The sequence below is a fragment of the Nitrospira tepida genome (genome assembly GCF_947241125.1).
Lineage (GTDB): Bacteria > Nitrospirota > Nitrospiria > Nitrospirales > Nitrospiraceae > Nitrospira_G > Nitrospira_G tepida.
In genome coordinates this window covers 524,710-536,913 of record NZ_OX365700.1, presented here as the reverse complement: position 1 = coordinate 536,913, position 12,204 = coordinate 524,710, and the positions used below count along the sequence as shown (strand labels likewise).

The window sequence follows — 12,204 nt, the reverse complement described above, 5'->3', positions numbered from 1 at the left end:
GCGGGTTACCGAGGGATTGCCATGCCCAGGAGAACCAAATGGCTCGTCATCCTGTCCGGTCTCCTCCTGCTCTATACGGTTGTCGGCTTCTTTGTCGTTCCCGCCGTCCTCAAATCCCAACTGGAAGCCAAGCTGCCGCCGGTGCTCCATCGGCGGGTGTCCATCCATGCGATTGATTTTAATCCCTACGCTCTGTCTCTCAGGATCACCGGCTTCCAGGTCACTGAGCCTACCGGAGAAGAGTTCGCGTCATTTGGAGAGTTGTTCGTCAACTTCCAACTCTCCTCCCTCTTCCAGCGCAGTTTGAATCTCAGCGACATCTCGCTGAAACGCCCCTCGCTGAGCGTGATTCTCGAGAAGGGCGGGAAGGCCAACTTCGCCAATATCCTCCGCTCGGATCAACCGCATGAGGAGCGCCCCTCGGACACGGCTGAACCGGCGCCTCCGTCTCGGCCGCCGACCATCCGAATCGCCAGGCTCGCGATCGAAGAGGGCACGGCGACCTTCGACGATCTCACGCAACCGGTGCCCTATCAAACCCGCATCGGGCCGGTACATTTTCTGGTCACCAACTTTACGACCGAGCCGGACGCCAGCAGTCCCCATACCTTTACCGCGCGCATGGATCCGGACACGTCCGTCTCCTGGTCCGGACACTTCTCCGTGGATCCCTTGAAATCCTCAGGCACCATCGCGATTGCAGGCGTCCAGATCAACAGTTTCGCGCCCTACTACCTCGATCACTTCCGAGGGCAGATTCTGGATGGGCTGGTCGGGCTGTCGTTCGACTATCACGTCGATCTCGGGCAGGAGCCGCTGGTGCTGGACGTGCAACGGGGCGCCTTTGACCTGAAGCACTTGATCGTCGCCGACCCCGACAGCCAGGAGGTCCGCTCGTCGCTGCCCCACCTCTCCGTACAGGGCATTTCGGCCGACTTCACCCAGCGCACGATCGCCGTGGACGAGATTGCTCTGGCGGACGGCTCCTTCTTCGCGCATCGAGACAAGGACGGGCGGCTGAACTTCCAGAAACTGATCGTTCAGCAGCCTGAGTCGCCCCCCTCGCCCCCGTCCCCTGAGGTTCAGTCTGAAACCGAGACGCGCCCGTCATCCAGCGAAACCCAGCCACCTTGGCACATCCAACTGAGCCGGTTGCACCTGGATAACTTTACCCTCTCCGTCTTCGATCAGGTCCCGGCGACGCCGGCCCAACTGCTCATTGACCAGATCAGCCTCGATGTGAAGGACGTGGCCTATCCGGAGGATCAGCCGATTCAAACGGCCGCGTCGCTCCGCTGGGCGGAGAAAGGCACCCTCACCATTTCCGGCACCCTGCACCATTCGCCGATGCAGGCAGAGCTTGAAACAACGCTCAAGGACTTCGAACTATGGCCGCTCCAACCGTATCTGTCGGAACAGGCCCAAGCACAAGTAGCGAGCGGCTACCTTCAATGGCACGGCAGCCTCACCTATGGAGCCGCCGCCCCCAAGCAGCCGCTGCTTCGTTTCGTCGGCGACATGGCCCTCAATCAACTGGCCCTGCGAGACGAGCGAACGTCCGATCTCCTCGTGAAGTGGGACGGGCTGCGGCTGAGCGGACTCCAGGCGGCCCTTTCCCCGACAGCGATCCGGATCGATCAGGTGCACCTCAAGAATTTCCAAGGGATCGGGACCATCGGCAAGGACGGGCAGATGAATCTCGCAACCCTCGTCCGGGATCGGGGCGCCGACAGACCGCCGACACCTAAGCAAACCGAGGCGGAAGAGCCACTCCGTCTGGCGATCAAGGCCTTTGTCATCGAGAATGGCGGCTTCACCTTTACCGACCGCTCGATCCAGCCGGCCGTCTCAACCGGTATCCAGCAACTGACCGGCCGGATCACGGGCTTCGCGCTTCCCGGCCAAGCCAAGACGACGATCGATCTGACGGCGAAGGCCGACAACCGCGCGCCGATCAGAATCACGGGCGATTTCAGAGCGCACAGCAAGAATCCCCTGCTCGATCTCGTGGTGGCCTTGAAGGGCTATGACGTCCCCGCGTTCTCCGCCTACAGCGGAAAGTACGTGGGATACCCCATCGAAAAGGGGAAGCTCTCGCTCGACCTCAAGTACAAGGTCGCCGACCGCCAACTTGCAGGAGACAATGTCGTGGTGGTCGATCAACTGACTTTGGGAGAAAAAACTGACAGCCCGGACGCCACCTCGCTGCCGATCAAATTGGCCTTGGCCGTGCTCAAGGACCGGAAGGGCCAGATCAACCTCGATGTCCCGGTCAACGGAAGCCTGGATGATCCGGACTTCACCCTCGGCCGCGTAATCCTGCGGGCGTTTGTCAATATTCTCGAGAAAGTGGCCACCTCTCCCTTCGCGTTACTGGGATCGGTGGTCGGCGGAGGCGACGAGCTGAAGGAAATCGCCTTTACAGCCGGGAGCGCCATGTTGACAGACGAGGAGCGGGACAAGCTGGCCAAGTTGGCCAAGGCGCTTGCTGAACGGCCGTCGTTGAACCTCGAAGTGAGCGCGACCTATGACCAACAGCAGGATCGGCTGGGCATCGCCCGCGCCAAGCTCCGCCGGTTCTTCAAGGAGAAGAAGCTCAAGGCCATGCCCCCGGAGCAGGCCCAAGCGGTCTCCAGCGACGATTTGGTCTTGGATGAGCTCGAATATGAACGGATGGTACGGGAGACCTACGAAGCCCTGACCGTGGCGACCCAGAACGCCCCTCCCGAGGCAGAGATCACTCTGGAGAATCTTCCCCCTCCTCCCAAGCCACAGTCTGGATTTTGGGATTTTCTGGCGCGTCTGAACCCGTTCGGCGGGAAGGATAAGACGACTCCGGCGGCCAAGCCATCGCGCAATCGGCCTGAGGAGACTCCACCCGCGGATGGGACACCTCAGCCGGACGGACCCTCGCTGGCCGACATGGAACAGGCATTGCTTGAGAAGCAACCGGTCACCGAACAGGACTTCGAGCAGTTACGGAAGGATCGGGCCGAGATTGTTCACAATTACCTCATCGACCACGGCGAGATTGAACCGGAACGGGTCTTCGTGACGGCTCCCAAAACTGGCGAGGGGGAGGGGACCGAGGCGGTCCAGGGCAGCAAAGCCCTTCTGACGCTTAATTGACCTCGCCTCTCACGTCTGAGTTCCGACCCGGTCACGCCGACTGTCCCGCCCCTCCCATCCAGGGGATTGGCCGGACACAACCGAGTACCGTACCCTGCAAAACAGGCACCAACGAATCTCAGCCATTTCATCGCCAAGGGGGTCCGACATCATGCCGCAGCGCCGATGCCCGCGATGCCGCACGACCAAGCTCCGGCTCGCGCCGTTTCGAAGCCGGGTGGACCGCCTCTTGGAAGTGCTGGCCCTGTACCCGGTTCGGTGCCAATTATGCGGACACCGCTTTCGCGCCTGGCTTGGCCGCTACCGCAAGAGTCAGCGGCGAAACTACGAACGAGTCCCTGTGAGGTGTCCGGCCTGGTTTCGGCTGGAACGGGAGCCGGAGGCACAACAGCCCGAGCACGGAACGATCGCGAACCTCTCGATCCGAGGCTGTCTCATCAGAACCGGCCGGCGCCTTCCGCTCGGCACGCCGGTCTCGCTGGAGTTTCAGCCTTCGCCTTCGACCTTCCCCATCACCATCGACTGCGCCATCGTCCGTTCGCACGCACGAGCGGGGCTCGGACTTCGCTTTGTCAATCTGCTCCGCAGCGAGGAGCGCCGCATTCGTCGCCTCGTCGACCTCCATCTCTACAACGCCCCGCTCTAAGAGTACTATCTGGAAATTCCGCCAGCCGGAAACCAGTCGCTCTTGGAATGCCCCTGGTGGCCGCCTCCGGTTTCGACGTCATGCGTCAAACGTCAGTCCTCAATCGAACGTCAGTGCCGGGACAGGATGCGAAGATCTGCACTCCCCCACGTTTGACGAATGACGAGAGACGGTAGCCCGTCCTGTAAGCCGCTCACTCATGGCGCAGGACCGGGAGGGGACGCTGACCCAACAGCCGGAACGTGCTGACAAATCCGACAGCCAGGGTCAGCCCGACGGTGGAGGCCAGACTCAATCCCACGACCGCGGGATGAAACGACCAGGCCAACTCGAAGAGGAACCGCAGCACGCCCCAGGACAAGACATTCGCCAGCACGACCCCGATCAGGCCCGCCGCCAATCCGAGAAGCGCATACTCGGACGCGAAGGACCGGAGCAGGAGCCCGCGTGTCGCTCCCAGAGCCTTGAACACGACCGACTCATACAAGCGCCGGTACCTGGTGGCGGAGAGGGCCGCGCCCATCACGACGGCTCCGGACAGGACGGAGAACAGCGCGACCGCGCGAATGGCCATGGCCAGCCGATCCAACATCGCGGTGAAGCTGTCGAGCACGTCGCCGATGTTGATGGCCGTGACATTGGGAAACGCCCGCACCATCGCCTGCTGCAGCGGCACCTCCTGCTCCGGCCTGACACGGGCCGTGGCGACATAGGTGAAGGGAGCGCCCTCGAGGCTGCCCGGCGACAGAATCATGTAAAAGTTGGTCGTGAAATTTCCCCATTCCACCTTGCGGATGCTGCTGACCTCCGCCGCCACCACGGCGCCCTGGATTTCCATCTCAACCGTGGACCCGACGTCGAGTTCCAAATACTTGGCAGCTTCTTCCTCGATCGAGATCAGCGGCTTCTCGGGAACAAGTCCGGCCGGCCACCAGGTTCCCTTGATCAATTCATTCCCCTTGGGAAGGGCTTCGGCAAAGGTCAGCACATACTCCCTTGTGAGGTACCAGTTTTTCCGCCGCTCTTCGCGATCGGCCGGGGAGGCGCCGGCATCCTCTTCAGCCTTGACCGGCTGTCCGTTGACGCTGGCCAGACGGGATCGCACCAGCGGAATCGCATCCAGGTCCAGCGTGCCGGTTTGTCTGTGGATAAGATCCAACACCCCCTCCCGTTGATCCGGCTGGATATCGATGAAGAAGAAGGTCGGCGCGTCGTCCGGCCGGTTCGTGACCACCTGTTCGACCAGGGCCCGCTCAAGAATCGAGACCGTGGCCGTCACCATCAAGGCCAGCCCGATGGCGACCATGATGCCGATCGTTTGGCTGCCCGGCCGGTGAAGATTCCCCAGCGCTTGCCGCAACGGCAGCGACCGCGGACGAGGCATCCGTCGCACAAGCGATATCAGGACGCGCGCCGATCCCAGCAGGACCAGAACCGCGGCGAGCAGCCCCATCGCGTAGAGCAGTCCTACGGTCCAGGAGCCGGCCTGCCACACAGCCAACAGGCCGAGTCCGAGGGCGATGACGGCCGCTGCCGCGATCGAAACTCCATCATATGCCCCCCAGCCTCCGACCAACCCGCCCCGATGGCCGGCCTCCTGCACCTGTTTCATCGCCGCCAGATCACGCCGCAGGATCACGACCGGCCGGATCTCGCGCACCCGCAGCAGCGGCCAGATCGTAAACAGGATCGCGGTCAACAGCCCCAACACAATACCCTTCACCACAACCAGCAGGCTGGACCAGCTCACCGTAGCGCCGAAATCGATCTGCTCCAGCAGGTCGATCGCAAACGCGGTCTTGACGAACCCGGGCATGACCTGCTGCAAGCCCAGCCCGACGGCGGCGCCGAGCAAGCTCCCCAACAGGGCGAGCAGGAGCACTTGACGGAGATAGATCCCGATGATGACGGCTGTGGTCGCCCCAAGGGTCTTCATGATGGCGATGGTCGCCATCTTCTCGCGCATGAACGCGTGGACCGTCGTCGCCACGCCAATACCCCCGACGAAGAGGGCGGTCAGCCCGACGAGGCCGAGATACCGCCCCATCTGGTCCAGGAACCGTTTCAGTTGGGGCTGGGCGTCTTGAGAAGACGACACTCTGGCCTGGTCCTTGTCCAGCCGACCGCGCAGCTCGTGCACCAGCGACATCACCGCCGATCCCGGCGGAATGCGCAGGAGATAACGCTCCCGCACGCGGCTGCCGGGCTTGACGAGGCCTGCCGCCGCCAGCCCTTCCTGGGAAATCATCACCCGGGGTCCCAGACTGAACGCGTTGGCCATGCGATCCGGCTCCTTCCTCAGAAGGCCGGTGATCGCGAACAGTTCCTCTCCGATTTTGAGGTGCTGGCCTGGCCGAAGGCCCAGGCGAATGAGCAACGACTCCTGGACCACCGCGCCATGGCAGGACATCGCTCCGCATGAGGCGACCGCCAGCAGATCATGGAGCGGGCGATCGGGGTCGAGTCCAACCTGGCCGTAGAGGGGATAGGTCGGTTCGACCGCCTTGAGTTCCACCACCTGGGACATCTGGCTCGGCCGCGGCAGGTCGGCGGTCGCCTGAACAGCGGCCATGGCAATCAGCTCGCTGGCATGCGTGACGGCGATGCCGCGCTCGGCCAGCGAATCGAGCACCTGACGCCCCTCGACAGTGATGGGACGGGAGAGGCGCACCTCGATGTCGCCGCCCATCAGGCTTCTGGCTTCGCGCGTGATGGTCCGCTCGACGTTCGCGGCGAACACGCTCACGGTGACCAAGGCGCCGACGCCGACGGCGATGCAGACCAGAAAAAACAGGAAGTGCCGCCAGCCGGCGCGGGTCTCCCGCCAGGCCATGCGAGAGGAGAATCCCATCATCGAAGCTGCTCCTGGCTCATGGGGTCGCCCCGAGAAACGTCGTCGGAGGCCATCCGTCCGTCCCGAAGCGAAATGATCCGTCCCATGCGGCTTGCCAACTGGGGTTCATGCGTCACGAGGATTAGCGTCGTCCCCGCATCGCGGTGGAGCGCGAGCAGCAGCTCCATGACGTGGCGCCCGTTGACCGAGTCCAAATTTCCGGTGGGTTCGTCGGCCAACAGGATCGGCGGGCGGCAGGCAAAGGCCCGTGCCACCGCCACCCGCTGCTGCTCGCCGCCTGACAGTTGGACTGGATAGTGGCCCCGCCGATCGCCGAGCCCCACGGCATCCAGCAGTGCCTCTGCGCGCTCGACGGCGTCCGCGACGCCGCTCAACTCCAAAGGAACCGCGACGTTCTCGACCGCCGTCAAGGTAGGAATCAGGTGAAACGATTGGAATACATAGCCGATCTTCTCGCGGCGGAACCGAGCCAGTTCCGCCTCCGGCATGTCGGTGATCTCGATGCCGTCGATCTGAATCGACCCGGCCGTAGGACGGTCGAGACCGGCGATGAGCCCCAGCAACGTCGATTTTCCGCTCCCTGAAGGCCCGACAATTGCGACGGTTTGTTTATCCGGAATCTCCAGTGAGATGCCGTCCAACACCGTGAGCGTGTGGCCGCCGCCCGAAAGCTGCATCACCAGATCACGGATCTGAATCATACGAGACTCCAGCCGTTACCGCGTCAGACAACTGTCATATTATACTGGGGCAGGATGAAGCACCGCGCCATTTTCACCCTCGGGTTGCTGCTGGGGATGGCTCACCTCTTCGGTTCCTTTGGAACCCAGGGGCTGTCAACGCACCAGCGAGTCTGGGCGTCATCGCGCGGAGTCGAGACCGAAACGGCTCCGCACGGGGAGGACCGGCCGCGCATCGTCGCGTTCGGCAACAGCCTCACCGCTGGACTCGGCGTCCCCCGCGGGCAGACTTATCCTGCGTTGTTGCAACAACGATTGGAGGCGACCGGGCACAAGTACCGAGTCATCAATGCCGGCGTGAGCGGAGACACCACCGCTGGCGGACTTAGGCGAGTTCCGTGGATCCTCAAAAATCTCCCGGCGATCGTAATCTTGGAACTCGGGGCCAATGACGGATTGCGCGGGTTGAGCCTCGATCAGACCAAGGCCAATCTTGAAGAGATTATCCGCCGGCTGCGGGAGGCCCGCGTCACCGTGGTGCTCGCGGGCATGAAACTTCCGCCGAACTATGGAGCAGAGTACACGAAGAGATTCGAGGCCTTGTATGTCGATCTCGCCCGCCGCTATAACCTTGCCTTGATCCCGTTCTTCCTTGACGGGGTTGCCGCGGATCCGGCGCTGAACCAACCGGACGGCATCCATCCCACGGGCGAAGGGTACAGGAGGATCGTGGACACGGTGTTTACAACGATCGAGCCCCTGTTGTCCAAGCAGCGCCGTCCCCAGGGCCCGTCATAAGAAACAGACACACCCCCGCATCCCACCCTTCGAGAATGCGCGCCACAAGGCGCCGCGCCCCCGCAGGCGTTATGACAATGAAAGTCCGATGGCGTGAAGAACGACTTAGGACTTCTTGAAGAAGGTGTCGTACACCCCGTAGGCCAAGACCATGCCGATCAAGACATAGTACATGCCGGTGATGCCGCTGTAGTCCGGTGGACCATCCGTCGGGGCATTGGCGACAGCCAGGGATGCGTTCAAGAGTGCGAGGCCGGTGAAACCCAACATCCTACGGAACATACCTCTACCCTCCTCTGCGTTGAATAAACCGGAATTGATCCGGAATTGATAAAGAGAGAGAAGATCTTACCGAACCGTCGGGGTCCATTTCAAGCGGTTCAGTTCGCGTGAGGGTCGCTATCGGCAGGGGTACGCTACAGGTGTCGCCTGCCTAGATCCTGGAGAGCGGCCGCCACCTCCCCAAAGGCCCGCGACAACTGCTCCAACTGATTCCCGCTCTTGGTGAGATCTCCGGACACCGTCTTGATCTCCAGGTCGAACTGGCAGATTTCGCGGGAAAGCGTGGTCAGCTTGGCGACCATGGCTTGATAGCCGGTAATCTCCCGCTCCAGACCTTGGCTTTTGGCCTTAGCGTTCTCCAACTCCTCCTGAACAGAGGCGAGTTGCTGCCGGAACTGTTGGATCTGCCCTTCATGCCGTGACAGATCTTCTTGAAGCGCCTGCCGCAACGCTTCGCTTTCGCGCCGCTCTCGTTCCAACTCCCTGATGGCGCTGATCCAATCCGCCACCAGACCGGTCTTTTGTGGCGGTGAATCGGGAAGCGGTTCCTTCGTCTCCAGGCTCTTCATCGCGGCCTGGAGCCATTCGATGAACTCCGTTACCTCGCTGAGCCTCAGGTCATTCACGGCATGGCCGGCCGCGGGGGGAGCCTTCCCGTTCCCCTTATGCGCCTCCGCTGCGGGCCGAACCGGAGCACCGTCGCGCTTCAGCCGCAGGGACACCCATCGGTGATATTCCAGCAGCACCGCCACGCAATGCCGGCACATGGGCGGCTCGCTCAAGGAGCAGGAGCAAGATGCCACCAGATGGCCGTCCCGTAGGCGAATCGTCTGCTCATACAGGCCGGAATTGCCACTGACCGTCGCGGCAATGTCCTGCTCATTGGCTTCGAGCAGGCGCACGCGGGTTTCTGAAAAGTACTGGTTGCCCCGCTGATAGGCCTTCTGCTCGACGATGGATTGGATCATCGTCGGTTCGAGAAGACCAAGACGGCTCGCCGTACAGGGGATGGAATTTCGCATGAGGGGGAGAGAAGACTCTGACGATTGCCGCGCTCTGTTCTGTCCGGTTGTACCGCCAGGTATGGCACCTGTCAAGAAATGCGGGATTGAGGGACGGGCTGGCCCCTTGGGGCCCAGGCTGCACCGTTTGCGGCCAAGCCGTCCGGCGTCAAAGACCCGCCTGCAAGACCGGTCCTCAACGGCAGCGGCGTGGAGGTCCTTGTGGACCAACCGGCGTCAACCACAGGTAGTCGGCAATGTGCCGGATCAACAGGTCCCGCACTTCGTCGGGGCGAGCCGGTTCAAACGAGGTCATATAGATCGTCATCTGCTTCACGCCAGGCCCGACTCGCCGTTGCACGCGATTGGGCACGGGCAGCCGATACTGGATATGCCCGCCTCCTGTGTAACTGACGAAGGGACCTCGAGTCGGATCTCCGTCCGTGGCCATGCGGGCCAGCGAGTCCGCGATGGTCTTGGCCATCCCTTCGTCGCGAAACAATGACGCCTCGTACATGCCCTCGTAGTCACGATCCGTCCCGCCTCCATGACAGGCCTTGAGCTGACCGATGATGGCTTCCCGATAGCCGGCATCCTCGACAAGTTCCTCGCCCTTCATGCCCCAGCGGGCTGCCTCCTCCCCCTTCACAACCGCCTCCACCCCATCCTTGACCACGCGCCTGACAAGGGGACGAGGTGGATTCAGCGCTAACACCGGCAGCTTGTGTTCCCGCGCAAAGGCGACCAAGGGGGCATAGTCCTCAAACGCACCGCCCCAGTTCTGTTTCCACCGCACGGCTTCGAGAAACTGCTGATCCGCATCCGTCTCCCCTGCCACATACCGGTCCAAAGCCGGTTGTCCGTCCCAGGAGAACATCTCCATTCCCAGCAAGGGGCGGCGCCCCTGTGCGAGCAGCGATCGCAGGACCAGCAGCGCCGCCTTGATGTGTTCCGGATTCTGATGTTCCTCTCCGAGATAAACGACATCGACGCCTCGGAGCCTGGGCAGCCAATCCTCGAAACTGGACGGTTCTCCGGTCTCGGCCGACAAGATCACGCCCGGCTTCCATGCGGGAGTCGCCTGCGTTGCAAGGTCGTTCGGACGAACACTCCCTCCATGAGCCGCTGGCGGGTCCTGGTCGGCCGTCACCATCGTGCAGGACGGAACGGCGCTGAGGAAGAGGATTGCCGCGGCCACGCCGGCTGATTTCAGAAACCATCCATTCATGTGTGTTCCCTAACACAGGCGCCACGCTGCGGCAAGCTCGTGTCTTGACGGCGGCGCTGCCGGTTCTTATGCTTCCCTACTTCCAAACTTGTTCATCGATTCGTGATCGCGGTGACCTCTCATCCTGACCAACCGGGACGGCTTCCGCAGGACTCTCCTGCGTTTGCCGAATTCCGTTCGTCCCTCAAGACTCTCCGCTCGTCGAAACCGCGCGAATGGCAAGCTTCCCGCGCCATGATCGCGGGCCACACCCTCTTGGCGACGTTGCACCGCTTGTCCGAAGCGATCCGAACCTCCACATTGCCTCCCGAGATTCGTGAGCCATTGCTGGCCGGCCTCTTGCCCGCGGCGCACGAACCCACAATGCCGGAACCGGGCAGCGACCTCCTGAAACGACTGACCGGCTTCCCCACAACCAAAGCCCTTCGCGCGCTCTGTGTGCACTTTGGGCTGGCCGGTCTGCCGGATCATTCAGTTACCGGCCCTGACCGGACAACCGATCAAGTGGACACGTTCCTGCGCAGTCACGCCAACCCCTTCGACCTCTTGCTCGAAGTCGAGACCCCATCCCTGTTGGATCTCGGCGCGGGCGACCTGTCCTTCGTCCACGAGCTGGTTGCCCAGTACCTCCCGCCCATTCGCGAGCACGGCCGCCTGCTGACGGTCCATGCGCTCGACCGGATCAAACCCGGCTCCTCCCTGGGGACGGCATATCAGGCTACGCAGGACAGGGTCGCAAGCCTCAAGACGAAGCCGGGATTGCAGTTTCGCTATTGGGGCGACCAGGATATGTTTGCCCTGGAGAAGCCCGACCGTCGCTCTGTCCTTCGCCCCTGGTACCATCTGGTCACCTGTTGGGCGCCAGCCAATCCTACTTTTTCATATGAGCCGTCTCGGCTCTCTCCCGAACTGATCGACCGGCACCTGCGTGAAACGCGCGGGACCTACCGACAGGTACGGGCTCATGGCGAGCCGGCATTGGAAGTCCTTCATCAAGGACGGGCGTTGCTCTTCCCGGAGTGGAAATTCGACATTCGCGGGCCGCTCGCCTTGCTCGACGTGATCGCCCACCGAGGGCTGCTCTGCGTGCTCGGCGCCGTTGATTCAGAGGTATTTTGGGAACTTCTCGCGCAACTCGTGGCTGATCCGTCGACGCGTCCGCGAGATGTGCTCTTCACCGAGCAGACCCTGCCTGAAGTCTTCGGCCGGCTCTACCGTGATCTCCAGACCTTGACGCAGGACCGCCCACAGAGCCTGGCCGAACTCACGGACCTTCGCCGCGACATCCCACGCACGGTCGCATCCAGCACGGATGCGGCCACGACGTTCGGCTTCCGCGATGTCCTCATTCGGCGCGGCGCCACCTTTCCTGGCATGCCCGCCAGCGCGACCGCGCGGCAATTCTCTCGACTTCGAGAGGAATCCGCTCCCTGGTTTCTCCTATTGCTTCCCGCCTGACGATGGAGCCGCTTATCGCCGAGAATGGCTCTGGGAGCGGCTTTTCAGCTCTTACGAAAACGGCGATAAAATTGACGCTCCCCGGACCCTCTGTTAGACTTTTTCAATGTCCTTCCCGTAACCCTGGC

General features: G+C 62.4%; 9 protein-coding genes. 4 read left to right on the top strand and 5 right to left on the bottom strand.

Annotation, left to right across the window (positions count from 1 at the left end):
- Nucleotides 1–21: 21 nt before the first annotated feature.
- Together QWI75_RS02610 and QWI75_RS02605 are read left to right on the top strand one after the other, a co-directional pair.
- The gene (locus QWI75_RS02610) at nucleotides 22–3,129 is read left to right on the top strand and encodes a DUF748 domain-containing protein (protein WP_289267128.1); all 3,108 of its coding nucleotides are present in this window, start codon (nucleotides 22–24) and stop codon (nucleotides 3,127–3,129) included.
- A gap of 151 nt (nucleotides 3,130–3,280) precedes the next feature.
- A complete protein-coding gene (locus QWI75_RS02605; protein ID WP_289267127.1) occupies nucleotides 3,281–3,775 on the top strand; it encodes a PilZ domain-containing protein in 495 nt (164 codons plus the stop codon).
- 193 nt (nucleotides 3,776–3,968) lie between these two features.
- Here QWI75_RS02605 and QWI75_RS02600 read toward each other — a convergent pair whose 3' ends face one another.
- Together QWI75_RS02600 and QWI75_RS02595 are read right to left on the bottom strand one after the other, a co-directional pair.
- Nucleotides 3,969–6,629, bottom strand: coding sequence for an ABC transporter permease (locus QWI75_RS02600; RefSeq protein WP_289267126.1), 2,661 nt, complete (start codon nucleotides 6,627–6,629; stop codon nucleotides 3,969–3,971).
- Nucleotides 6,626–7,330 (bottom strand): ABC transporter ATP-binding protein, encoded by a 705-nt coding sequence (locus tag QWI75_RS02595; RefSeq protein WP_289267125.1) that lies wholly within the window; start codon nucleotides 7,328–7,330, stop codon nucleotides 6,626–6,628. The genes QWI75_RS02600 and QWI75_RS02595 overlap by 4 nt, the downstream gene beginning before the upstream one ends.
- A gap of 54 nt (nucleotides 7,331–7,384) precedes the next feature.
- On the opposite strand from QWI75_RS02595, the gene QWI75_RS02590 reads away from it, so the two are divergent.
- On the top strand, nucleotides 7,385–8,107 hold the full coding sequence (locus tag QWI75_RS02590) for an arylesterase (protein WP_289267124.1): 723 nt from the start codon (nucleotides 7,385–7,387) through the stop codon (nucleotides 8,105–8,107).
- A gap of 105 nt (nucleotides 8,108–8,212) precedes the next feature.
- Here the strand turns inward: QWI75_RS02590 and QWI75_RS02585 are convergent, their stop codons facing one another.
- The 3 genes from QWI75_RS02585 to QWI75_RS02575 form a co-directional block, all read right to left on the bottom strand.
- Nucleotides 8,213–8,389, bottom strand: a complete 177-nt coding sequence (locus QWI75_RS02585) for a hypothetical protein (protein WP_289267123.1) — start codon at nucleotides 8,387–8,389, stop codon at nucleotides 8,213–8,215.
- Between the two features lie 134 nt (nucleotides 8,390–8,523).
- Nucleotides 8,524–9,357: an SWIM zinc finger family protein gene (locus tag QWI75_RS02580; protein WP_289267122.1), complete on the bottom strand. Its 834-nt coding sequence runs from the start codon at nucleotides 9,355–9,357 to the stop codon at nucleotides 8,524–8,526.
- Between the two features lie 229 nt (nucleotides 9,358–9,586).
- Complete coding sequence (locus QWI75_RS02575) at nucleotides 9,587–10,618, bottom strand: ChaN family lipoprotein (protein WP_289267121.1); 1,032 nt, start codon at nucleotides 10,616–10,618, stop codon at nucleotides 9,587–9,589.
- Between the two features lie 111 nt (nucleotides 10,619–10,729).
- Here QWI75_RS02575 and QWI75_RS02570 point away from each other — a divergent pair, with 111 nt between their 5' ends.
- Entirely contained in the window at nucleotides 10,730–12,076 is a 1,347-nt protein-coding gene (locus tag QWI75_RS02570) for a hypothetical protein (protein ID WP_289267120.1), read from the top strand.
- Nucleotides 12,077–12,204 lie beyond the last annotated feature (128 nt).

Coding starts and splice junctions, on each gene's coding strand:
- QWI75_RS02610 (WP_289267128.1), top strand. CDS start 22: ATGCCCAGGAGAACCAAATGGCTCGTCATCCTGTCCGGTCTCCTCCTG.
- QWI75_RS02605 (WP_289267127.1), top strand. CDS start 3,281: ATGCCGCAGCGCCGATGCCCGCGATGCCGCACGACCAAGCTCCGGCTC.
- QWI75_RS02600 (WP_289267126.1), bottom strand. CDS start 6,629: ATGATGGGATTCTCCTCTCGCATGGCCTGGCGGGAGACCCGCGCCGGC.
- QWI75_RS02595 (WP_289267125.1), bottom strand. CDS start 7,330: ATGATTCAGATCCGTGATCTGGTGATGCAGCTTTCGGGCGGCGGCCAC.
- QWI75_RS02590 (WP_289267124.1), top strand. CDS start 7,385: ATGAAGCACCGCGCCATTTTCACCCTCGGGTTGCTGCTGGGGATGGCT.
- QWI75_RS02585 (WP_289267123.1), bottom strand. CDS start 8,389: ATGTTCCGTAGGATGTTGGGTTTCACCGGCCTCGCACTCTTGAACGCA.
- QWI75_RS02580 (WP_289267122.1), bottom strand. CDS start 9,357: ATGATCCAATCCATCGTCGAGCAGAAGGCCTATCAGCGGGGCAACCAG.
- QWI75_RS02575 (WP_289267121.1), bottom strand. CDS start 10,618: ATGAATGGATGGTTTCTGAAATCAGCCGGCGTGGCCGCGGCAATCCTC.